Genomic DNA, 21,794 nt, shown 5'->3' with positions numbered 1-21,794 from the left:
GCCTGGATATCCTTATTCAGTACAAGTCGGGTATATGTCGCATACGCGCCCATCGGGCATTTTGAAGGGTTTGAAATCCGTAGTGTTACCCATGCAGAACGCGTACTGGTCCTCCATACTCGTCCCCCGGCAACGTTTCCATCCCTGAGGAAAACGAACCCAGTTGTCGCCCATATAAGGTCGTTCTTCGTTAGTCAGGCCCAGTTTTATCAGTATCGTTTTTCCTCCCAATTCATCTCGCGAAAAACCTCCGCCAGCGTAAGCTGTGCGCGATTGAACCCTCGCGCCCGACGAATTACAGCTCAGAACCTTCCTGATCGCATGTATCGGCCCCACCGTCCGAAACAACCACTGGCACTGCCACGACAACTCCTGAATCCCAGACTCAGGCATCACCAGCATTTCTCCCGCTAAACGATCTCGAATAGAAATACCCGCAATATCCCCCCCAACATCCCCATCCCGTTTCCCCCATTTCGCATAAAAATCAAATTCCACGCCACGCAACACCAGTGGGCATCCCTCCACCGTTTCAGTTAGCGGCAATTGATAACTCACCCGACTGGCCGCAGGTTTGTATTCGGTAAAAAAGACCTTCCGCTCTGGCCGCTTGCCTCGACGCCTTGGCAAGGTGCAGGTCTCACCCGTGGCGGGCCTGTAGTTGGCGGCTGTTTTAAGTTTAAATTCCGGTGGTAGATCCACCTGCAGCGTAAAGCTTTCGATCGGCTTTACCGCACACCCCGAAAGCCCCGCCATCCCCAGCGCCAGCAGCACCCCCAAGATCCGCCTACTCATCGGTTTTCTCCATCGAGCGCCACAGCTGGAAAGTCCGCTGGAAATGATCTTCAGGGGTTTCTCCGACGGTTGGCTGCCATCGAATCACACTGGCGCGACTGGCCTCTTCCAACCGTCGCACTACCAGAAATTCCAACTGCTCCGGCCGGTTCCATTGCCAGGCCCGAGCCTGTTCGAGTACCTGGGTCAGCCATACCCTGGGGTCTTGGAATTCGACCAGCGCTGCCAGACTTTCACTGTGCTCCGCCAGCAGGTAACGCAGGATATTGGCGTGCAAAATGGCGTGGGCATTTGGGTTAGGTATGTTCAGCCAAGGGGCTGGATCGGGCACCGGATAATCACCGGGAGCAGGGTTACTGCCATAGTGCCAACGGTCTTCGTGCCAGTAACACACACTGATCAGCGGACCTAGGAATGCTGGCCATTGCTCAACCTTCAGGCAGTTGAGTGCACGCGCCAGCGTACGATTGTCGTGAAATCGGTACAGCGCCTGGTGCCCCTCGGGCCCGACCAGCAGCCGGTCGCGCCAATGCCGCGTCACGTCCGTGAGGTCCACGTTTGGCAAACTGCCCAACCACCCCCAATTCATCTCCGGCTTTTGTAGAAGATCGAGCAGCGCGGGCTCGCCAACCTGATCCAGCAACAGGATCAAGGGGCCAGCCGTGGCGATTTCCGCCAGCGGGGTTTGTGCGTAGAGGCTGCAATAGTCTGGAAAACCTCGCGCTGCCAACATCGGCTGGCGGGCTGCGTTACTGCCTTCAAGTATCAAGCACAGCCTGCGCCCTGCCTGCAGCTGCTGGCTCATCCATTGGTTTGGAAGGTTGTCCATCAGGCAGCCCTCTCACTGATATCGCACAGGCCTTCGCGGCAGCGTTCGCACACTGGACAGAAGTCCGCGCCCAGTTGCTTGGCCAAGTGCATGATGACGTCCTGGACAACGGAGACTTCAGGGGCTGTAGCAATCGACACAGAACTCGCCGACCCGGTCGCGGACGGTGTGCCACCGAGGGTAATGGGCCGACTACTGAAAATACCTCCCGCCTGGATCACCAGGTGCTCTCCGCCCGCCTTGAAGCTCAGGTGCGCGCCGGCGTCGATCACCAAGCTGGCACCGGCCTTGAGATGCACCTCTTGGCCGGCTTCGATCACGAGGGTCTGCCGGACATACGTCTGGCTATCGCCCTGCACGTCAAGGTGGTCGCTGGCTTTGAGAACAACCTTACGATCACCCGTGACATGACGATGCTCCTCACTTTCCAGGTGAACCGTGCTTAACCCCCGGATGATTTCCCGTCGCTCCCCATCCACTTCCAAGCGAGCGTCATGGCCCACCTGTTGCTCAAAATCCCGTTGAGCCCGAACGTAGATGAGCTCCTCGCCACGACGATCTTCGAGGTGCAACTCGTTGGAACCTTCACCGCCCAGGGTGCTGCGAGTGCGCAAGACACTGCGGGTCTTGTGTTGCGGCAAAGGATAGGTAGGCATGTGCAACGCATTCGGCAGGCAACCGTGGATCAACGGCTGGTCCGGGTCTCCTTCAAGGAAGGTCACCAGCACTTCCATGCCCACCCGTGGGAGCATCGTTGCGCCAAACCCATCACCGGCCCATCCTGACGCCACTCGCACCCAACAACTGCTTTTGTCATCAGTCTTGTCCAACCGGTCCCAATGAAATCGCACTTTCACCCGGCCGTATGCATCGCAATGCACTTCCTCACCGGAAGGCCCGGTGACCGTTGCGGTCTGGGTCCCGTTGATGGTCGGCTTGGGGTGTTTGAGGGGCGGTCGATGCGTCGCACTCCAGGGTGTCGCCGTGAAGCGATTGCGATACCCCTGAAATGTACCCACTTCCTCTGCCGCTTCCTCCAGCACCTGGGGTTGATAACCCTCGTGCCGGACCGAAGTGATTAACCAAAGGTCATTGCAGAGCGGGTCTGGATAGTCTTGCAATTCAAGGAAATGCCCACTGCGCAATACCGGCTGGTCGCTCTTGCCCAGCGCGCGAAAACGGTCGCGTTGATGACGCTCCAAGCCTCTGCGTGCCAGGCGCGAACCCCGTGCATGACCGCTAAAACCTGCTGGATAACAGTAGTCTTCAAGGGTTTGCGCTGCGGTCGAGCCTGCGGTGGTCTGTAAGCGCAAGGAGGGATGTTCAAAGTCATGATCGCGGCGCACCGTTTGCCCACTGCGGGTGCCCAGGCGCACATCGAAACGCTGGATAACCCGCGTATCAGCCTGCGGCCCGCCGGCAGGTGAATAACGTTGCACGGGCAAGCGGCGGAATACGGTCTGGTCATCGCCAAATACCAACACATGCGCGCCCTCGCTGTGACGGAAGTGGTAATGAATGCCCTCCTCTTCACACAGCCGCTGGATGAAATGCAGGTCGGTTTCCGCGTATTGCACACAGAACGTACGCGGCGGATACACCACCGGCCCCAGCTCAAAGGCATAGCTGTCGGCCAGAATGCCGTGGTGCTCAAGGATTGTCGCGATGATCTGGGGAACGCTGCGCTGCTGGAAAATCCGCTGGTCGCGCCGATGACCAAGGTAGGCGAGGCGCGGCGCCAACGTCAGGTGATAGCGGGTGAGCCGCCGGCCAGGATCATCGCGGCCAATTGCGTAAATCTGCCCATGCAATCCTGTATCCGTGTCGCCGAACGCCAGGTATGCGGACTGGTGGAGCAAAGCCTCCAGATCCAGTGAAGGATTTTCGCTGACCACCTGCACCTGAATAAAAAATGGTTGATCAACGACCTCCTGGCCTTTGAACGCCAACACTTGAAAGTCACTTTTAATACCTGGAAGGATCAAATTGAAACGTGACGAAAAAAACGCACTAACCATCCGTTGTTACCCGCCAAATCTATTTATTACCGTACTGAAATACTTCCCCCGTCAAACGTAGAAAAGTTACCGAGAGAAAGCGCCTGAACGCCATGAAGCTTAGCGTTTTCAGGAAAAAATCGACCTCGGAAAAATAAAAGAGAAGTTTCGTACAACGAAGTTTGAAGGGTCTTTTACAAGATATTAATTCTATTCAACCAAACACTTCTTAAAGACAAGAAATGCCCTACACCAACTTTCGTCTAATCAATTAATTGATCGTGAAACAGCTGACACCCCCTTGGGCATCAGCGATTCAAAAAGCTTTACGCCTGAGGCCGCGCGGTCCCGAACAGACTGACGCTCTGCAGTGTGTCGTTCTGCGTATGCAGGCGTACCGGCGCAGTGCCACCAGGCATCACGACGGCGACTTCACCGCCCTCAACCCAACCCGCTCGCCAAGCCGCACAGGCCACGGCACTGGCGCTGGTTCCGGAGGACGCCGTAGGGCCTTCTCCCCGTTCGAACACCCGGGCAATCACTCGGTTGCGGGAGTGCCTGGCGACCCATTGCAAATTGATCCCGGCCAAACAGGGGCGACCGCTGCCAGCCGGAGGGGCGAAGGCTATCGCCTGCAAGGGTTCATACAACGCGGGTTGCTGCATCTGTAGGTTTTCCGGCAAAGCTGAAACCTGATCGACCAAGGTCACACAATGAGGGTTACCTACACGCACAAACTGACTGTGTGTCCACCGCGGATCGATCGCCGCCAACGCCCTCACGTAACTCAGTTCAGTGCCGGCCAGAATTGTCTGCTCCACCTCTTGCGCACCAACGGCTGACGGCCCAAATCCAGGCAAACCCAAGGCCAGCCAAAATCCCGAGAGGTGCTCGTAGACGGCAGGCTCGACACGAGTCACCACCGGCGACACTGCATCAGGCTTGTCATGATGCACTCGCAATTCACACGCCTCAGTCATCAAGCCCTGGTCAGTGAGGGCCTGGGCGAAAATCGTCAACCCATTGCCACTGCGCTCAGCCAGGGAGCCGTCGGTGTTCACGATCAATAGGTCAAACGGCGGTTCGGTCTGGAACGGGCCAACCAACAAACCATCACAGCGGTGAGGCTTGGCATTGATGGGACGCGGCGTCGAATCCCAATCGCATTCAGACGTTATGGCTCGGGTTGCCCAACGCTCGCGAGCACGCACGGCTTGCGCGGCGCTGTCGGGCACCTCAATGCCCTGGTTTCGTAAAAAAGCCGGGCTGGTCACGCCATAAATATTGCCTCGTGCGTCATAGAACAGGGTCATGGTGCTAGTCGCCTTCCAATTTTCATCGGTTCGTCCGCTCACTTGCCTACAGGCTGGGCCAGCAGCGTATTACACAACATGGCGTTTGTGGGAGGCGGCCTGGAAGGTGGTAATCCACCACGAAAAACCCGGGGTTCACCGGTTCCCACAGGGATTACGCACCTTCCAGGCCGCCTCCTCTGAGCTCAACACCTCCTGTTGTGGCTGCCGACATCCATAGGGTTCCTGGTTTTTAAAAATTAACCTGAGTACAGGTCATCTCCGGGGAACCCGGCTCGCCCCCCAAGGCCCGATGTGCAAGGATGTCGCGTCGGACACCGTTCGTTGAACGCAAAACCAAGGATTTTTCATGACTGCCATTCCCACCTCCGCGCCCGTGATCCCCGGGCGGTTGGAGCAGATGTCGACACGTATTGCATTTTTTATCGCCGGCTTCGGCATTGCTGCGTGGGCGCCGCTGGTGCCGTACGCCAAGGCTCGTGCAGAACTGAGTGAGGGCACCTTGGGTCTGCTGCTGTTGTGCCTGGGGGTGGGGTCTATCATCGCCATGCCGGCCGCCGGCGCATTGGCATCGCGCTATGGTTGCCGACGCGTGCTGAGCGCCGGCACGATCATGATCTGCCTGGCCCTGCCCATGCTGGCCACGGTCAGCTCGATACCGTTACTGATCGCCGCGTTGTTCCTGTTTGGCGCGGGCTTGGGCACTGTGGACTCCACGGTGAACCTGCAAGCCGTGATTGTTGAGCGGGCCAGTGGCAAAACAATGATGTCGGGCTTCCATGGTTTGTTCAGCCTGGGAGGTATTGTCGGCGCGGCGGGGGTTGCCGGGTTATTGGGACTGGGGCTGTCGCCTCTCCAAGCGACCCTGGTGGTGATCGTCATCATGGCGGTGGCGCTGCTCAAGGCCGGTCCGCATTTGCTGCCCTACGGCAGTGAAAGTTCGGGCCCGGCATTTGCTGTTCCCCACGGCGTGGTGCTGTTTATCGGCTGTCTGTGCTTTATCGTGTTTTTGGCCGAAGGCGCCGTGCTTGACTGGAGCGCGGTGTTCCTCAGTGCCGAACGCGGACTTGACGAAGCCTACGCTGGCCTGGGTTACGCAGCGTTCGCCCTGACCATGACCGCCGGCCGTTTGACGGGTGATGCCATCGTACGGCGCCTGGGCGCTACGCGGGTGATCGTGATCGGGGGCGCACTGGCCACCGCCGGCATGTTGCTGGCGACGCTGCTTCCTGCCTGGGAAACCGCTCTGCTGGGCTACGCATTGGTAGGCGCCGGGTGTTCGAATATCGTACCGGTGCTGTATACCGCCGTCGGTAAACAGACAGTGATGCCAGAGCACATCGCCGTGCCCGCCATCACTACCCTGGGGTATGCCGGGATTCTTGCCGGTCCCGCCATGATCGGTTTCATCGCGCATGGCAGCAGCCTGAGCAGCGCCTTCGTGCTGATCGCATTGTTGCTTGCGGGTGTGTCCCTCAGCGGCAAAATTCTCAAGGTGTAAACCATCAGCGCGCCTTGCGAGCTTCGTCTTGTTCCAGCCAACGATCGAGACTTTTGTTGCTGAGCCAGCCTTCCTTTTGAGGAGGTCCAAATAGTCGCGTTCCGTTCGCGCGCTCCAGTGAAGGCAGTAACCCTGGCCGCTCAAGAATGTTCTTTGCGGTGTAGACGCAAAGCTCGCTGTACTTAGGCCTGGGCATGCCGGTGGACGGCTCCAGCACTGGGATACCCTGCGGGTCAACGGCATACGGGTCCTGCATGACCGCTTTGAGTGTGGCGATTTCGACGTACTGGTGCTGCTCAAACAGAAACGTCCGGTCCTGGGATTTGTCTCTCAGTTGCTCGAAGTGGCCCTGCAGGGCCTGCACCACCTGGGTGTTACTCTGGGCATGGAACGGATCCTGGCTGAACACGCTCGGAGAACTATTGCCCTGCAATGTTTGGGCGGCGGCCCTGAGACTGTCACGAGTAATATCACCGTCGCGGCTCAAGATCGCGTCATTCAATCGCGGTCGCTTCAGAATTTCACTGACCACCTGAATCGTTCGGTCCAACTCCTCGTGTTGACCCGTACGTTCAGCGGCAACGCGCCGCAATGACGACCAGGTCAAACGTCCTTCGTTCAGGAATGGGTGCAGCCTGCCAAAATCTTTTTCCAGGGCCGTCGCTAATTGGCTGTCCGTGGACGCCACCCCGGGAGGCGAAAGATTGGCGCGCGTCACTGACAGGTTCTGCAGCGCTCGGTGATGCAGCACCGACAATGTACCGCGCAACGGCAATCGCCCGCGCGACGCGTTTTCCGGGTGCGCTGGGCGAGCGTCATTCCAGGTTTCAGCGTGGGTGAGCGACGCTGGCGCTGTGGGTCTCGAAACCATCCCGTCCAGTGCCAGAGGCCCACCATGAGGTAGTACACCCTCGATTTTCATGGGTTTTCTCCAACTTTTTTCCGATCCCTGCCTGTACGGTGATCGCCCCCTTGGCGGCCGAAATCATCGAATGGATTCCACTCAGGCAAGCACCTCATGTGTGGCTGGACGAATACGACAGTTCCTTACGACCAATGAATTCCAATGACAGCATGTAAAAACCCACGAACGCGCCTTTACCGACTCCACCAGGCCGTCAGGTAACTCATCAGCCTGGAGTGTTTAAGTGGCTTGGCGTTATCACTAGAGGCGTGGTTGGACTTGAGCAGTCCCCTGCAAAAATCTTCCTCTACGGGCGCCTGGAATTTGTGCTGACCTGCGAATGTCCTCATGCGCTTGGCTTCGACAGCATGCGCAGTCTGCAGGGCCAGGGACTCTTGCGTCGCTATGTCGCCTTTGGACAGAGTTGAGTCGCCATCATGGGGATCACGAAACAACTCATGACAGCTGGGTTGAGATGAGTGAAACGAGGTTGACGTCATTTGCTAGCCCTCCACTTGGAATTTGAAAGACGGTGCATATGACCTATGTGGTAAATCGGCGTAAACAGTTCCTGACACAATTGAAGCAGACGCCGTCATTCAATAACGGCGTCTGAGTTTCGGTTAACGGGAAAGCTGGTAGAGCGCTTGCCAGCTGATGCGACCGTCGTTATCACGGCCCGCGAGATTGTCCATTTTCTTCAACACGTCACTGCGTCTGAGAATTTCCTGGGCAAGCTGGACAAGGTGATCCTTGGAAGAATCGCCCGTCTGAGACTGTGACGCCAACCGCCTGAGGTCATGGAAGCTCAGTTCCCCGGCCCTGGGATTACTTTTCAACTCGTTGAAGTGCTTAAGCATTTCCCCGGCCAACTCCTTGTCGCTCTTGTATTTGAAGTAATTTTCTCCCTTGATTACAGCATTCACATTTTGCCGATTGATCAGGCCATCCAACGCACCGGTGGAGGTATTCCGGTCAAGGGCGCTCATCAGTTCTGGACGACGTAGCAACTCGTTGGCCAGGCGAATGTTCGCGTTCGTGACGGGATCGGGAGACCAGCCTTTTTTGGCCATCGCATGGATACTATCAACGCTTATATACCCAGGGTTATTGCGGTCCCTGAAGGCGTTGAAGTTGTCGCTCAACTGCTGCGCCAACTGTTCGTTGTTTTTCAACGAGTACTGCGGATCAGGCCTGCATGGAGGCATCGGATAGGGTCTGCAGGGGGTGGGGTTGGGTCGTGGGGGTGGATTGCTACAGCCAGGATTTGGCCTCGGCGGCGGGTTACTACAGCCTGGATTTGGCCTCGGTGGCGGATTACTGCAACCAGGGTTTGGCCTCGGTGGTGGATTGCTGCAACCGGGAAAGGGTGGTCGATAGCCGGAAAAACAATGGCCTACCCAGTGTTTGAAAGAGGTCACGAAATTCGACGTGGCCGGCGCGCTGTAAGAAGGTTCCATACGTTCAAAAGGGTTCTGACGGGCCGGCAACGACTGGCGATCGCCGAATACCGGCCCGCCCTGGCTCTCCGGCGACAGGAACCTGACGTTCGCAGCCGCGTTGCCGTTCGGGGCGGGCACCTGCCGTTCGGCGTTGCCTTGAGGCGCAACATTGTCCTGCGAACGAGCAGAGGTTGATGAAGCAGCAGCGTGTGTATCGGACATCGATACCGACATAAGTTTTCTCCATTGCGGTGGGCGCGATCTTCAGCTTGTCGCTCCAACGTAACGTCGAAGCCCATCAGCTTTCCCATGCGTGGTGCTTTCGTCGGTACCGGTTCCTGTGTCCGCCGCAATATGCGCTGCATGGATGTAAGAAATAGCCAAAAAAATCAAAGCCCCTCGCTGAGCTGCGACTTTTCCCAAACGATACGGGTTAGAACCCGACGCTGGCCTGTAAAAAGAACGTACACGGCTAGCCCAGGTACAACCCCGCAGTGTTGTCGCTGGAGCGGGTGTAGTGCTGCTGGTCGAACTCATAGTGGTGTTCTGAGTTCTCAGTGCGCCACACGTCGAAACGCTGGCGCTCAATGGCGTCCACATTGCGCGCGGTTTGATACGGGTACGTGGATATAAGCACCCGCACAACAACCAGTGTGAGTCGGCTCAATTTCTCCCAGCTACCACACGGATGAACTTCCGTTGCGCGCCATCAGTCAGCTAATTGAACTCATGAATTAATAGGCTGGGTGGGCAATGCACATCTCGTTAGAGCAACAAGTGGCACTGGTGACGGGCGCCAGTTCCGGAATCGGTGCTGGTGCGGCCAAGGCTCTGGCTCAGGCCGGGGCTGCCGTGGTGCTGAACTACAACCGCCAAGCCGCCCCCGCCGAAGCGCTGGCGGCGCAGATCAACGCCGACGGCGGGCGGGCGATTGCCATTGGCGCCGACGTGTCCAAAGAGGCCGATGTAGAACGGCTGTTTGCCCAGACCCTCGATGCGTTTGGCCACCTGGATATCCTGGTGGCCAACTCCGGCATGCAGAAGGACGCTGCCGTGGTCGACATGACCCTCGACGATTGGAACAGCGTGATCGGCGTCAACCTCACCGGCCAGTTCCTCTGTGCCCGCGCTGCCCTGCGTATCTTCAACCGCCAGGGCATCCGTGAAGGCGTGTCCCGGGCGGCGGGCAAAATCATCCATATGAGCTCGGTGCACCAACTGATCCCTTGGGCCGGGCATGTGAATTACGCCGCGTCCAAAGGCGGCGTGGAAATGCTGATGCGCAGCCTTGCCCAAGAGGTCAGCGAGCAGCGCATCCGCATCAATGGAATTGCGCCAGGGGCGATTCGGACGGCGATCAACCGCGCAGCCACCGAAGGCGCGGCGGAAAAAGAACTGCTCAAGTTGATCCCGTATGGCCGGGTCGGCGATGTGGAAGACGTCGCCAACGCCGTGGTCTGGCTGGCCAGCGATGCCTCCGACTATGTGGTCGGCAGTACCTTGTTCATTGACGGCGGCATGAGCCTATATCCGGAGTTTCGTGACAATGGTTGATTTGAAAAATGCTGATTTGAAAAACGAACCACAGAGCGCCATTGACGCCCACGGCATCATCGGCGACATGCGCAGCGCGGCACTGGTTAACGATAAAGGCAGCATCGATTTTTTCTGCTGGCCGGAATTCGACAGCCCCTCGATCTTTTGCTCGCTGCTCGACACCCCCGATGCCGGTATCTTCCAACTCGCCCCGGATTTGCCCAACGCCCGCCGCGAGCAGATCTACCTGCCCGACACCAACGTGCTGCAAACCCGCTGGCTCAGCGATGAAGCCGTGGTGGAAATCACGGACCTGCTGACCATCAGCGAAGAAGCCGATGACCTGCCGCTGTTGATCCGCCGGGTACGCGTGGTCAGCGGCCAAGCCAACATTCACCTGCGCTGCGCCGTGCGCCATGACTACGCACGCACGCCAACCGCCGCCTCCCTCGATAACGGCACCGTGTGCTTCAGCGCCGACGGCCAGCCTGGCCTGCGTTTGTCCAGCAGCCATCCACTGCAACTCGAAGACAACACTGCCGTGGCGAGCTTTACCCTGACTCAGGAAGAAGGCGCCGAATTTGTCCTCGGCGGCCAAAACGATGAACGCGTCGACAGCAGCTGTACCGACTTGGCGCTGGCCCACACGTTGAAGTTCTGGCGTGGCTGGATCGCCCAATCGAACTACCGTGGGCGCTGGCGCGAAATGGTCAACCGCTCGGCCCTGGCGCTGAAGCTGTTGACCTCGCGCAAACACGGCGCAATTATCGCCGCCGCCACCTTCGGGCTGCCGGAAGCACCCGGCGGCGAGCGCAACTGGGACTACCGTTACACTTGGATCCGTGACGCCTCGTTTACCGTCTATGCCTTTATGCGCTTGGGCTTCATCGACGAAGCCAATGCTTACATGCGTTGGCTCAAAGGACGCGTCAGCGACTGCTGCGGCAAGCCGACCAAAATCAACATCCTCTACGGCATCGACGGTCGTCAGGAGTTGCCAGAAACCGAGCTGGACAACTTCAGCGGACACGGTGGCGCCCGGCCGGTGCGCATCGGCAATGAGGCCGTCGACCAGATCCAGCTGGATATTTATGGCGAGTTGATGGACGCGGTGTACTTGGTCAACAAGTACGGCGAAGCCATCTCCCACGAGGGTTGGAAACACACCGTGGAAGTCGCCGATCAGGTCTGCGAAATCTGGAACCAGAAAGATGTGGGCATCTGGGAAATGCGCGGTGAGCAGCACCACTTTCTGCATTCGCGATTGATGTGCTGGGTGGCCCTGGACCGTGCGATCCGCCTGGCCTCCAAACGCTCGCTGCCGGCGCCGTTCGCACGCTGGGACCAGACGCGCCAGGCGATCTACGCCGACATCTGGAGCAACTTCTGGAACGAAGAGCGCGGGCACTTTGTACAGCACATCGGCAGCACGGCGCTGGATGGTTCGATGCTGCTGATGCCGCTGGTGCGCTTCGTCGCCGCCACCGACCCGCGCTGGTTGAGCACCCTGGAAGCAATCCAGAAAAGCCTGGTGCGCGACGGCATGGTCTACCGCTATCGCAACGACGACAGCCAGATCGACGGCCTGCAAGGCACCGAAGGCGCATTCACCGCTTGCTCGTTCTGGTACGTGGAATGCCTGGCCCGCGCCGGCCAGGTGGAAAAGGCCCACCTGGAATTCGAACAATTGCTGCGCTACGCCAACCCACTGGGTTTGTATGCCGAAGAGTTCGACAGCCAGGCGCGGCATCTGGGCAATACGCCCCAAGCGTTGAGCCATTTGGCGCTGATCAGCGCGGCGACATTCCTGGACCGTAAATTGAGTGGGGAGAAAACGGTATGGCAACCCTGAGAGGTGACCGGTAAGGCACTGACTCACTGCGGTCCAAATAGCGGCCTGTGCTCTACAAAAACGCAAAGGCTGACACATACTGCTGTGGCGAACAGGCTTGCCCCGCGCTGGGTGGCGAAACCGGCCCAATCAAAACGCCGCATTCTGCCTGACGGAACGCGGCGCCTGATTTTGGGGCCGCTTCGCAGCCAAGCGCGGGAGTGGCTGAACAAGAAAAATATAGGTATATAAAGATACCGACATCGCACATACGGTTTGATATTCAAAGGAAAGAATAATGACCTCACGCATCCATCAAAATATCAGTACGCCTCTTCGCCCTTCTTTGAGCTGGAACGATACGTGGGAACGCGAGGACAAAGGTTTGATCAAGTGCTGGGAAGTTGGGCGGGAACTCGCCGCTAAGCGCACGGAGCTTGTAAAAGCTTGCCTCAACGATGAATTGCCCATTCTCGGGTGGAAGGGTGGAGTAAGCCGCAGGTTAAAAAAACTAGAGAAGTTTGGCTCGCTAAATCATCTAGCGCAGTGGCAGGGCCTTCGCGGTGAAGACCTTGATGTTGATCCAACACAGGACATCGTAAAGACATGCTCGCACACCCAAATGATTGTCACGTTCACTCCCGATAAAACCAAATACATCAATCAGACAATGGAAACTGAAGAGTAGGGAGCAAGGATGCATGGTCGATCTTCATCAGGAATTCGAACGAAGTCGCTTTTTCCACCAGGGCCGTATAGATCGGCGCTCTGCTGATGCACTGGTCGGAATTACTGCCGGCTTGACCGCCGATGGAAAAATCAATCAATTAGAAGCCGAGTTTCTTAAAAACTGGATAGAGACCCACCTCATACACCTCGAAGACCCCGTAGTTAATATTCTGTATCACCGGCTCGCCAACATGTTGAGCGATGGGGTGTTGGATGAGAATGAATCGGTAGAGTTGTTGGAAATATTGCATCAATTCTCAGGTATTCCCGTCGGGGGGCCTCAACGCGTATCCACCGTCAGCAGCCTACCGCTGAACGACCCAGCGCCAGAACTCGACTGGCTCGCCAAAGTTTTCCTGTTTACAGGCGTCATGGCTTTCGGTCCTCGCAAAGACTGTGAAGCACTAGTGATCGAACGTGGCGGAGTTATCGGTAACTCGGTGAGCAAAAAGGTCCACTTTCTCGTGGTCGGCAGTATTGGCAACGAACAGTGGCTGCATAGCGCCTACGGAGCCAAAATTAAAAAGGCCGTGGAATTGCGAGACAGCGGTGTTCCCATAGCAATCATCAGTGAAACTCACTGGCAGCAAGTTTTGTTCGGGTGATGCTCACAACCTGAGTATCTAAACATATGCCGAGCTGACGCAAGATAGGTAACCCCGACCCTAAAATCCAAGCTCCGCGCCGGGCTGCGCAGCAGCCCCAATTAAAGGCAACGAGGTTTTTCTGTCAGAACGCGGCGCCTGATTTTAGGGCCGCGTCGCAGCCCAGCGCGGGGCAAGGCCGCTCACCACAAGGGCCTTACTTCCCTTCAAATGTGCTAACGCTGGCCAACCACGGAGCCCAACCATGACCCTGACCGCCCCATTGCTCCACGCGCAAACCTCCATGCTCGACATCGCCTATGAAGCCCACGGCCCTGCCGACGGTGAGCCGGTGATCCTGCTGCATGGTTTCCCTTACGACCCGCGCGCTTACGACGCCATTGCTCCGGTGCTCGCCGGGCGCGGCTGCCGGGTGTTGGTGCCGTACCTGCGCGGTTATGGCCCCACGCGTTTTATCAATGCGCAGGTAATGCGTTCCGGGCAACAGGCCGCGTTAGCCAAGGATTTGCTGGAGTTCATGGATACGCTGGGTATCGCGCAAGCCACGCTGGCGGGTTATGACTGGGGTGGGCGCGCCGCGTGTATCGTCGCCGCGCTGTGGCCGCAGCGGGTGCGCGGGCTGGTGACCGGGGATGGCTACAACATCCAGAACATCGCCAAGTCGCTCAAGCCTCGGGCGCCGGTGACGGAGCATCGGTTGTGGTACCAGTATTACTTTCACACCCAGCGCGGTGTGGACGGGTTGACCGCCAACCGTCGCGAGCTCTGCCAATTGCTATGGGCGCTGTGGTCGCCGTCATGGGCCGAGGGGCCGGACCTGTATGGGCAGACGGCGCCGTCCTTCGATAACCCGGACTTTGTCGAGGTGGTGATTCACTCTTACCGCCACCGTTTCATGTATGCGCCCGGCGATCCGGCGCTGGAAGCCATCGAGCAGGCGTTGGCGACGCAACCGGCGATCTCGGTGCCGAGCATCTCGTTGTGCGGTGCCGATGACGGCGTAGGCCCACCGCCGGAAGAGGACGATGACGTGGAGCACTTCAGCGGTTTTTACCGACGTCAGGTGTTGCCCGGCGTGGGCCACAATATTCCCCAGGAAGCACCGCAGGCGACCCTGTCAGCGATCATCGAGCTACTCGATAGGGCTTAACGCACTGCGGCAATCCTGAAGCTGAACACGCTGCCATGCCCCTCCTCGCTCTCAGCCCGGAGGGTGCCGCCGTAGGCTTCGATAAAAACCCCCGCCCGCTGTGGGTGGGAGGCCAACATAGCACCTTGGTTCAACGGTGTACTTTTCGTTCAGGCCAGTGCGCAAAAGCGTTCGCGGTAGGCCTGGGGCGTGACCGACAAGGCCCGCAAAAAGCTGCGGCGCAGGGTTTCTTCACTGCCAAAACCGCACTGCACGGCAATACGTTTGATTGACGCGTTGCTGTCTGCCAATTGCCGGCGGGCGGTTTCGACGCGGATCAGCTCGACGGCGCGCGCTGGGGTTTGCCCGGTTTCGGCGCGGTAGTGGCGCACAAAGCTGCGCTCGCTCATGCCGGCCTGGGCGGCCAGGGTCGGGATGTTCAATTCCAGAGTGAGGTTTTCGGCCATCCAGGCGTGGAGTTCTGCGAAGCGGCTGTCGCCCTTTTGCAGGGACAGGGTCACGCTGAACTGCGATTGGCCGCCGGGGCGCTTGAGAAACACCACCAGGTGCCGCGCCACTTCCAGCGCTACCGCGCCGCCGAGATCTTCTTCCACCAAGGCCAGGCACAGGTCGATGCCGGCGGTGACGCCAGCCGACGTCCACACGGCGCCCTGCTGGATGAAGATCGGATTGGACTCCACCGTCAGCGAAGGAAACCGGCGCGCCAATTCCTCGCAGCGCGTCCAGTGAGTCGCCACGCGACAGCCATCGAGCATGCCGCTGGCGGCCAGCAAAAATGCGCCCGTGCACACCGAGGTCATGCGTCGGGTATGCCGGGCCTTTTCCCGAACCCAGTCCACCAGCGCCAAGTCTTCGGAGGCGCCATAAACGCCCCAGCCGCCAGCGATTACCAAGGTATCGCAAGGCGCATCGACGGCGGGCAGCGGTTCGGCTACCAGGGCCAGCCCGGCAGAGGTCATCACCGGCGCGCTTTGAGCAGCGATCACCGAGACCGCATAAGGCAGCGGCAGGCCGCGCTGGCGGGCCAAGTCATTGGCGGAAGCGAACACCTGCAACGGCCCGGTCACGTCAAGCACCTGGGCGTTATCGAAAGCGAGGACGTGGACAATTCTGGGCATGATTGGCGTAATTCGTGGGTTCAATGGCGTATTCGCCAAAGCCTAGGCCTCTAGAGTGAAGCCGTCCACCTCTTTATCGGAGCATCCCTGATGACCTTGCAGATCGGCTTTGTGTTGTTTCCCGGCATCCAGCAACTGGACCTGACCGGCCCCTATGACGTGCTGGGTTCTCTGCCGGACGTGAAATTGCACCTGGTGTGGAAAGACCTGGCGCCGGTCACCTCCAGCACTGGGTTGGTGTTTACACCGACCACCACCTACGCCGACTGCCCCAATCTGGATGTGCTCTGCGTGCCCGGCGGTTCCGGCGTGGGTGCGCTGATGGAAGACCCGGCCACCCTGGATTTCCTCAAGACCCAGGCTCAGACCGCACGCTATGTGACCTCGGTGTGCACCGGCTCGCTGGTACTCGGCGCGGCGGGTCTGCTGCGCGGCCGCAAGGCCACCACCCACTGGGCCTACCACGACATGCTCGCCCCCCTCGGTGCTATCCCGGTGCAGGAGCGCGTAGTGCGTGACGGCAACCTGTTTACCGGGGGTGGAATCACTGCGGGGATCGACTTCGCGCTGGTGCTGGCGGCCGAGTTATACAGCGAAGCGGCGGCGCAACTGGTGCAGTTGCAGATCGAATATGCACCGGCACCGCCGTTCGATTCGGGCAGCCCGCAGACGGCGCCTGCGCATGTGCTGGAAGAGGCGAAGAAGCGCACGCTGGAATCGCGCAGGGTGCGCGGTGAGATCACCGCACGGGCGGCGGCGCGGTTGGGCTGACATGGACGCGCGCCGCTAGCTCTGCCTGGCGTGCTCCCCGCCGCCCAAGATCAGTTAGGACGAGACATCACCGCCAGGCGCACCGCCAGCAGCATCAGTACCGTCGCCAATCCCCACTTCTGTAGCCAGGCGCTGTTCGAACGCCTGGCAAAGAACCGGCTGAGCGCCCCGCCAAAACACCCCAGCAGTACGTGAAATACACCGGCAATCACAGTCAGCACACCGCCGAGCACCATCAACTGCATGGCAATGGGCCCGGCCTCGGGCCTTACAAACTGCGGCAGGAATACCAGAAAAAACAGCAACGCCTTAGGGTTGAGCAAGCTGTTGAGCATCGCCTGCCAACAGACTTGGCCCAAGGCCACGCGGTTGATGTGAGCCATGTCCAGGCCAGGGCTTTTCTGCAAGGTCTTGAACACCAGCCACAGCAGGTAGATCACTCCCGCATAGCGGATCACATCAAAGGATGGCGGCCAACTGGCGACCAGCGCCGTCACCCCGCTGGCGGTCAATACCGTCAGCAGCAGGTCCGCCACACAGATGCCCAACGCCGACGCCATTGCTCCGCGCCAGCCGTGGGTCACGCCATGGCTGATGACAAAAGCCATGTTCGGCCCCGGTGATAGCAACAACAGCACCACGGCACCGGAAAATATCGCCAGGGTCGCCACGTCGATCATGCTCAGCCCTCCACCAGGAAAGCCCGCAGACTAATCGGCGCGCCTTGGGCAAACAAAAAATTGTGCTGGATACATTGCTTGCCAGTGATTGCTCAACGCCACGACCAACGTCTAGAATGCGAAACATTATCAATTAAGACTGCTGCGCCAGGATGCCCATGTCGAGCGATCACCCACTGGACCATGCCGCCATCGGCCAGCTGTACCATGCCCATCATTCGTGGTTGCGCGGCTGGTTGAGTCGGCGCACCGGTTGCCGTGAGCATGCCGCCGACCTGGCCCAGGAAACCTTCGTGCGCCTGCTCAATGCGCGCAAGCAGCAGACGGTGCAGCAGCCGCGCGCGTACCTGAGCAGCATCGCGCGCAGCCTGATGATCGACCAGTACCGGCGCCGTGAACTGGAGCGTGCCTACCTCGAAAGCCTCGCGCATTTTCCGCAGGCTGAAGTGCCGTCGGAGGAAACCCGGCGGCTGATCCTCGACAGCCTCGAACGTATCGACCGCCTGCTCGACCAACTCAAGCCGCGCGTGCGCGAAGCGTTCCTGTTGGCCCAACTTGATGGCCTGACCTGCGCCCAGATCGCCCTGCGTCTGGGCGTGTCCAAAGCGACCGTGGAGCGCGACCTGTCCAAGGCGCTGCACGCCTGTTATCGGTTGCGTTATGCCGAACTATGACCCGCGCCTCGTAGACCAGGCCATCCAGTGGATGATCACGCTGCGCTTCAACACAGCCGACGACGCCAGCACCGCCGCATTTGACCGCTGGCTGCACACCAGCGCCGAACACCAGCAAGTGTGGCAGCGGGTGGCGACGATGAATGACGACTTCAGCCAACTACCGGCCCAGGTCGGGCGCCATGCCCTGCGGGGTGCGCGCCAACGCATCAGCCGTCGTGATGGCTTGAAACTGCTCGGGCTGATGGCCGGCGCAGCCGGTTTGACCTGGCTTGGCCGCGACTACACGCCGCTGCCGGCCCTGATGGCCGATTACCGTACCGTCACCGGCGAACGACGCTGGGTGGCGCTGAACGATGGCAGCAACATCCAGCTCAACAGCGCCAGCGCTTTCGATACGGCGTTCAATCAAGAGCGGCGCCTGGTGCACCTGCGTCAGGGTGAAATCCTGGTCAATACCGGCGTCGACAGCCGACCTTTCTGGGTGCAGACCCGCGACGGTTACTTGCGCGCCATTGGCACCCGCTTCCTGGTACGCGAAGACGCCCAAGGCACATTGCTCGCCGTGCAACAGGGCAGCGTGGCGCTGTTTGCCGACCGTCACGACACCCACGCACAGCAGTTGATAAAGCCGGGCAAACAGGTGCTGTTCGACCGCAATGGCATCCGCCCTCCCCTCGCCAATGGACTCGACCCTTGGGCCTGGAGCGATGGCGTGATCAGCGCCCACAACATGCGCCTGGATAACTTCCTCGCCGAGCTGGGGCGCTATCGAAACGGCCTGCTGCGGTGCAGCGAAGCGGTCGCCGGGATGCGCGTGTCGGGCACCTATCAGTTGGACGATACCGATCAAGTGCTCAGCCTGGTGGCGCATTCACTCAAGGTCGACGTCACCTACCGCAGCCGTTATTGGGTGACTGTTTCACCCCGCGTATAACCCTTCAAAAATAAATGAGGTGAATTCGCATTACCGCTCGACCTGTTAGGAAAGGCCGATCAACAGGCCGGTTCTGTTCACTTCCTTCAGGAGCATCCCGCGGTCATGCAAGCGTTCCCCTCCCAACGTTCCCCCCTCAAACGCGCAGCGCAGGCCGCTTTGCTCGGCGCCTGCCTGAGTGGCGCGGCTGTGCCATTGGCCGTGATGGCTCAAACCCCAGCCAGTGACATCCAGGCCCGCGACTGGCATATCGCCGCCGGCTCCCTGGCCGATGCGCTGGACCAGTTCGCCCGTCAGGCCAGTATCAGCCTGTCGTATGACGCCACCAGCGTCGCCGGCAAGGCCAGCCCAGGCCTCAACGGCCGCTTCGACCCGCAACAGGCCCTCGGCCAGTTGTTGCGAGGCCAAGGCCTGGAAGCCCAGCGCCAGGGCAACAACACGTGGTTGCTGCTGCCCGAAGTGGCCGAAACCGGCGCTCTGAACCTGGGCGCCACGATGGTCACCGGCGAGCGCTTGGGCGTCATCACCGACGGCACCGGTTCGTACACCACCGGCGCAGTGACCATTGGCAAAGGCGAACACAGCCTGAGGGAAACGCCGCAGTCGGTCAGTGTGCTGACCCGCCAACTCATGGATGACCAGAACCTCACCACCATCGACGATGTGATGGAACGCACGCCGGGGATCACCACCTACGAGTCGCCCATGGGCGGCAAGTACTTCTATTCCCGTGGCTTCAAGATGCTCGGCCAGTACCAGTACGACGGCGTGCCGTTGGACATGGGCAAAGACTACGTACAAGCCGACAGTTTCAGCGCCAACATGGCGATCTACGACCGAGTGGAAGTGCTCAAGGGTGCGGCCGGGATGCTCAAGGGCGCCGGCACCGCCAGCGGCGCGGTGAACTTCGTGCGCAAGCGACCCCAGGCCAATCCCACCAGCAGCCTGTCGTTGTCCGCCGGCACCTGGGACAACTACCGCGCCGACGTCGACACCGGCGGCCCGTTGAATGACAGCGGTACTATTCGCGGCCGCGCAGCGATCAGCCAGCAGGAGCGCGGCTCTTACATGGACATCCAGAAGCGCCAGGACCAAGCGTTCTACGGCGCGCTGGACATCGACCTCAGCCCCGAAACCACCCTGGGCGTCGGCGCCAGTTACGAAGACGTGGACGCCACACCTTGCTGGGGCGGCCTGCCTCGCTACGCCGATGGCAAAAGCGCCAACCTCAGCCGCTCCACTTGTCTGGGCCAGTCCTGGAACGACTGGCAAAGCCGGCGTACCACGTTCTTTGCCGACTTGACCCATCAATTCAACGATGACTGGAAACTCAAGGTGTCGGCGGTGCACAGCCGCAATCTGCAAGACACCAAGTACGCTGCCAGCGAAGGCACGATCGCCTACGGTGATCCGGCACCCACGGCCGGTTCCTATGCAGCATTGATGGACTACAACCACAAGGACTTCGGCCTCGACGCCTACGTCGATGGCACGTTCGAAGCCTTCGGCCTGGAACATGAGTTGATCCTCGGCGCCAACGGCAGCCGTGGCACTCAGGACGATGTCTACGCGATCCAGAGCCTGGCCTTGCGCCAGAGCATCTACCAACCTAATCGTCACTTCCCGGAACCGGCCGACAGCACCTTCTGGCCGAACATGTACCGTGGCGGCACGGTCAAGGAGACCGCTACCCAATACGGCACCTATGCCACATTGCGCCTGCGCTTGGCCGAGCCGCTGATGTTAATCGTCGGCAGCCGCGTCAGTTGGTACGAGAACCGTCGCCAATCCTACAACCTGGCCTGGGGCGAATGGGCTTCGCAGGATGCACGCACTCGGGAAACCGGCGAAGTCACACCGTTTGCCGCGCTGATCTACGACCTCAATGAGCACCTGTCGGTGTACGCCAGCTATGCGGATATCTTCCAGCCGCAGAGTTCCTACGCTACCGTCGACGGCGCTGCGCTCAAGCCGAAGATCGGCGACAACTACGAGTTGGGCATCAAGGGCGAATGGTTCGACGGACGCCTCAACAGCTCCCTGGCGCTGTTCCGCGCCCTTGAGAAAAACGGCGCCGAATCCGACTACACCACCCAATGCGCGACCTCCGCCGATGGCTATTGCTACACCGACAAAGGCAAGGTGCGCGCCCAGGGCATAGAGGCCGAAATCAGTGGTGAAGTGCTGGAACGCCTACAGCTGTTCGGCGGCTATACCTACACCCAGACCAAGTCCCTGAGCAACATCGAAGTCGCGAAGGAAGGTGGCGTTTCCAACACCTACGTGCCCCGCCACATGCTGCGTTTGTGGGGCGATTACCAACTCGACGGCGCGCTATCGAAATGGAGCGTCGGCACTGGGGTCAACGCCCAGAGCAGCAACTATCGTGTGCAGACCATTAAGCTCGAACAGCCCGGTTACGCCACTTGGAATGCGCGCCTGGCCTACCGCGTGGATGACACCTGGACCGTAGCGCTCAACGGCAACAATCTGTTTGATAAAACCTACTACAACACCGTGGGTACCGCCTCTTGGGGAAACTTTTATGGCGAACCGCGTAATTTTTCGGTGAGTTTGAAAGGCAACTTCTAATCCCGCGAAAGCCCCAGTGGCAAGGCACTTAGTGCGCCTTGCCACGCCCTCTTTGTCCCCCTTTCCTACCTCGCTCATAAAAAGGTTTTCCCGTTAAGCAGGAAAAATCTCACATTTATTCCTACACTCAAAAACACACCCATCACCGAGTGTTCGGACAAGGAATGTCAATAAAATGCCGATAAAAAGACTGATTAACCCGTCTATCCTGCATGCCCCGCAACATCGTCAATCCGTTGACTAGCACTATGAAGGAAACACTCCTTAAGTCACTACCCCCGCGAAAAGCATTCAAATGGATTTATTTTTTTGAATGGATAGTTGCGTATTACCCAGCGTAGCCGTAGTTCGAAGTGCCTTTAAAGCAACCCGTTGCTTTATTGAACAAAC

The 21,794-nt window shown here is 59.3% G+C and carries 19 protein-coding genes; 10 read left to right on the top strand and 9 right to left on the bottom strand.

Annotated elements, in window-relative coordinates:
• Positions 1–12: 12 nt before the first annotated feature.
• The 4 genes from ACEN2T_RS09975 to ACEN2T_RS09960 all read right to left on the bottom strand — a co-directional run bounded on the left by ACEN2T_RS09975 (position 13) and on the right by ACEN2T_RS09960 (position 4,934).
• Positions 13–795, bottom strand: a complete 783-nt coding sequence (locus ACEN2T_RS09975; protein ID WP_442116636.1) for a hypothetical protein — start codon at positions 793–795, stop codon at positions 13–15.
• Positions 788–1,624 carry a DUF4123 domain-containing protein gene (locus ACEN2T_RS09970; RefSeq protein WP_442116635.1) on the bottom strand — a complete coding sequence of 279 codons (837 nt, stop codon included), beginning with the start codon at positions 1,622–1,624 and terminating at the stop codon, positions 788–790. The genes ACEN2T_RS09975 and ACEN2T_RS09970 overlap by 8 nt, the downstream gene beginning before the upstream one ends.
• The gene (locus ACEN2T_RS09965; protein ID WP_442116634.1) at positions 1,624–3,642 is read right to left on the bottom strand and encodes a type VI secretion system Vgr family protein; all 2,019 of its coding nucleotides are present in this window, start codon (positions 3,640–3,642) and stop codon (positions 1,624–1,626) included. The genes ACEN2T_RS09970 and ACEN2T_RS09965 overlap by 1 nt, the downstream gene beginning before the upstream one ends.
• A gap of 305 nt (positions 3,643–3,947) precedes the next feature.
• Positions 3,948–4,934: a diaminopimelate epimerase gene (locus ACEN2T_RS09960; RefSeq protein WP_442116633.1), complete on the bottom strand. Its 987-nt coding sequence runs from the start codon at positions 4,932–4,934 to the stop codon at positions 3,948–3,950.
• Positions 4,935–5,283: 349 nt separating this feature from the next.
• Between ACEN2T_RS09960 and ACEN2T_RS09955 the strand changes: the two genes are divergently transcribed.
• Entirely contained in the window at positions 5,284–6,435 is a 1,152-nt protein-coding gene (locus ACEN2T_RS09955; protein ID WP_442116632.1) for an MFS transporter, read from the top strand.
• A 4-nt stretch (positions 6,436–6,439) separates the two neighbouring features.
• On the opposite strand, the gene ACEN2T_RS09950 is transcribed toward ACEN2T_RS09955, so the two are convergent.
• The 3 genes from ACEN2T_RS09950 to ACEN2T_RS09940 form a co-directional block, all read right to left on the bottom strand.
• Entirely contained in the window at positions 6,440–7,357 is a 918-nt protein-coding gene (locus tag ACEN2T_RS09950; protein ID WP_177434325.1) for a type III secretion protein, read from the bottom strand.
• A 605-nt stretch (positions 7,358–7,962) separates the two neighbouring features.
• Positions 7,963–8,514 (bottom strand): hypothetical protein, encoded by a 552-nt coding sequence (locus ACEN2T_RS09945; RefSeq protein WP_241150133.1) that lies wholly within the window; start codon positions 8,512–8,514, stop codon positions 7,963–7,965.
• 739 nt (positions 8,515–9,253) lie between these two features.
• Positions 9,254–9,448 carry a hypothetical protein gene (locus tag ACEN2T_RS09940; protein WP_181640411.1) on the bottom strand — a complete coding sequence of 65 codons (195 nt, stop codon included), beginning with the start codon at positions 9,446–9,448 and terminating at the stop codon, positions 9,254–9,256.
• A gap of 86 nt (positions 9,449–9,534) precedes the next feature.
• On the opposite strand from ACEN2T_RS09940, the gene ACEN2T_RS09935 reads away from it, so the two are divergent.
• The 5 genes from ACEN2T_RS09935 to ACEN2T_RS09915 all read left to right on the top strand — a co-directional run bounded on the left by ACEN2T_RS09935 (position 9,535) and on the right by ACEN2T_RS09915 (position 14,632).
• Positions 9,535–10,335 (top strand): glucose 1-dehydrogenase, encoded by an 801-nt coding sequence (locus ACEN2T_RS09935; protein WP_032888248.1) that lies wholly within the window; start codon positions 9,535–9,537, stop codon positions 10,333–10,335.
• Complete coding sequence (locus tag ACEN2T_RS09930) at positions 10,328–12,169, top strand: glycoside hydrolase family 15 protein (RefSeq protein ID WP_442116631.1); 1,842 nt, start codon at positions 10,328–10,330, stop codon at positions 12,167–12,169. Before ACEN2T_RS09935 ends, ACEN2T_RS09930 begins: the two co-directional genes overlap by 8 nt.
• Positions 12,170–12,446: 277 nt before the next feature.
• Positions 12,447–12,836 carry a hypothetical protein gene (locus ACEN2T_RS09925; protein ID WP_442116630.1) on the top strand — a complete coding sequence of 130 codons (390 nt, stop codon included), beginning with the start codon at positions 12,447–12,449 and terminating at the stop codon, positions 12,834–12,836.
• Positions 12,837–12,849: 13 nt separating this feature from the next.
• Positions 12,850–13,482 (top strand): BRCT domain-containing protein, encoded by a 633-nt coding sequence (locus ACEN2T_RS09920; protein WP_442116629.1) that lies wholly within the window; start codon positions 12,850–12,852, stop codon positions 13,480–13,482.
• A gap of 244 nt (positions 13,483–13,726) precedes the next feature.
• Complete coding sequence (locus ACEN2T_RS09915; RefSeq protein WP_442116628.1) at positions 13,727–14,632, top strand: alpha/beta fold hydrolase; 906 nt, start codon at positions 13,727–13,729, stop codon at positions 14,630–14,632.
• 149 nt (positions 14,633–14,781) lie between these two features.
• On the opposite strand, the gene ACEN2T_RS09910 is transcribed toward ACEN2T_RS09915, so the two are convergent.
• Complete coding sequence (locus tag ACEN2T_RS09910) at positions 14,782–15,750, bottom strand: GlxA family transcriptional regulator (protein WP_032888242.1); 969 nt, start codon at positions 15,748–15,750, stop codon at positions 14,782–14,784.
• A gap of 90 nt (positions 15,751–15,840) precedes the next feature.
• On the opposite strand from ACEN2T_RS09910, the gene inhA reads away from it, so the two are divergent.
• Positions 15,841–16,521 (top strand): isonitrile hydratase, encoded by a 681-nt coding sequence (inhA, locus tag ACEN2T_RS09905; RefSeq protein ID WP_032888239.1) that lies wholly within the window; start codon positions 15,841–15,843, stop codon positions 16,519–16,521.
• 50 nt (positions 16,522–16,571) lie between these two features.
• On the opposite strand, the gene ACEN2T_RS09900 is transcribed toward inhA, so the two are convergent.
• Complete coding sequence (locus ACEN2T_RS09900; RefSeq protein WP_032888237.1) at positions 16,572–17,201, bottom strand: LysE family translocator; 630 nt, start codon at positions 17,199–17,201, stop codon at positions 16,572–16,574.
• 158 nt (positions 17,202–17,359) lie between these two features.
• Here ACEN2T_RS09900 and ACEN2T_RS09895 point away from each other — a divergent pair, with 158 nt between their 5' ends.
• From ACEN2T_RS09895 to ACEN2T_RS09885, 3 genes are all read left to right on the top strand, one after another.
• The gene (locus tag ACEN2T_RS09895; RefSeq protein ID WP_032888235.1) at positions 17,360–17,875 is read left to right on the top strand and encodes a sigma-70 family RNA polymerase sigma factor; all 516 of its coding nucleotides are present in this window, start codon (positions 17,360–17,362) and stop codon (positions 17,873–17,875) included.
• Entirely contained in the window at positions 17,862–18,812 is a 951-nt protein-coding gene (locus ACEN2T_RS09890; RefSeq protein ID WP_442116627.1) for a FecR domain-containing protein, read from the top strand. Before ACEN2T_RS09895 ends, ACEN2T_RS09890 begins: the two co-directional genes overlap by 14 nt.
• A 105-nt stretch (positions 18,813–18,917) precedes the next feature.
• Positions 18,918–21,404 (top strand): TonB-dependent siderophore receptor, encoded by a 2,487-nt coding sequence (locus ACEN2T_RS09885; RefSeq protein ID WP_122681522.1) that lies wholly within the window; start codon positions 18,918–18,920, stop codon positions 21,402–21,404.
• Positions 21,405–21,794: the final 390 nt, after the last annotated feature.

This window comes from Pseudomonas sp. W22_MBD1_FP4, assembly GCF_052113765.1.
GTDB classification, from domain to species: domain Bacteria; phylum Pseudomonadota; class Gammaproteobacteria; order Pseudomonadales; family Pseudomonadaceae; genus Aquipseudomonas; species Aquipseudomonas sivasensis.
This window is presented reverse-complemented; position numbering and strand designations above follow the sequence as displayed.

What these genes read in the sequence shown, in the direction of transcription:
- ACEN2T_RS09965 (WP_442116634.1), bottom strand. Translation starts at nt 3,642, where the DNA reads ATGGTTAGTGCGTTTTTTTCGTCACGTTTCAATTTGATCCTTCCAGGT.
- ACEN2T_RS09950 (WP_177434325.1), bottom strand. Translation starts at nt 7,357, where the DNA reads ATGAAAATCGAGGGTGTACTACCTCATGGTGGGCCTCTGGCACTGGAC.
- ACEN2T_RS09910 (WP_032888242.1), bottom strand. Translation starts at nt 15,750, where the DNA reads ATGCCCAGAATTGTCCACGTCCTCGCTTTCGATAACGCCCAGGTGCTT.
- ACEN2T_RS09955 (WP_442116632.1), top strand. Translation starts at nt 5,284, where the DNA reads ATGACTGCCATTCCCACCTCCGCGCCCGTGATCCCCGGGCGGTTGGAG.
- ACEN2T_RS09925 (WP_442116630.1), top strand. Translation starts at nt 12,447, where the DNA reads ATGACCTCACGCATCCATCAAAATATCAGTACGCCTCTTCGCCCTTCT.
- ACEN2T_RS09970 (WP_442116635.1), bottom strand. Translation starts at nt 1,624, where the DNA reads ATGGACAACCTTCCAAACCAATGGATGAGCCAGCAGCTGCAGGCAGGG.
- ACEN2T_RS09935 (WP_032888248.1), top strand. Translation starts at nt 9,535, where the DNA reads ATGCACATCTCGTTAGAGCAACAAGTGGCACTGGTGACGGGCGCCAGT.
- ACEN2T_RS09890 (WP_442116627.1), top strand. Translation starts at nt 17,862, where the DNA reads ATGCCGAACTATGACCCGCGCCTCGTAGACCAGGCCATCCAGTGGATG.
- ACEN2T_RS09975 (WP_442116636.1), bottom strand. Translation starts at nt 795, where the DNA reads ATGAGTAGGCGGATCTTGGGGGTGCTGCTGGCGCTGGGGATGGCGGGG.
- ACEN2T_RS09900 (WP_032888237.1), bottom strand. Translation starts at nt 17,201, where the DNA reads ATGATCGACGTGGCGACCCTGGCGATATTTTCCGGTGCCGTGGTGCTG.
- ACEN2T_RS09895 (WP_032888235.1), top strand. Translation starts at nt 17,360, where the DNA reads ATGTCGAGCGATCACCCACTGGACCATGCCGCCATCGGCCAGCTGTAC.
- ACEN2T_RS09930 (WP_442116631.1), top strand. Translation starts at nt 10,328, where the DNA reads ATGGTTGATTTGAAAAATGCTGATTTGAAAAACGAACCACAGAGCGCC.
- ACEN2T_RS09920 (WP_442116629.1), top strand. Translation starts at nt 12,850, where the DNA reads ATGGTCGATCTTCATCAGGAATTCGAACGAAGTCGCTTTTTCCACCAG.
- ACEN2T_RS09915 (WP_442116628.1), top strand. Translation starts at nt 13,727, where the DNA reads ATGACCCTGACCGCCCCATTGCTCCACGCGCAAACCTCCATGCTCGAC.
- ACEN2T_RS09885 (WP_122681522.1), top strand. Translation starts at nt 18,918, where the DNA reads ATGCAAGCGTTCCCCTCCCAACGTTCCCCCCTCAAACGCGCAGCGCAG.
- ACEN2T_RS09960 (WP_442116633.1), bottom strand. Translation starts at nt 4,934, where the DNA reads ATGACCCTGTTCTATGACGCACGAGGCAATATTTATGGCGTGACCAGC.
- inhA (WP_032888239.1), top strand. Translation starts at nt 15,841, where the DNA reads ATGACCTTGCAGATCGGCTTTGTGTTGTTTCCCGGCATCCAGCAACTG.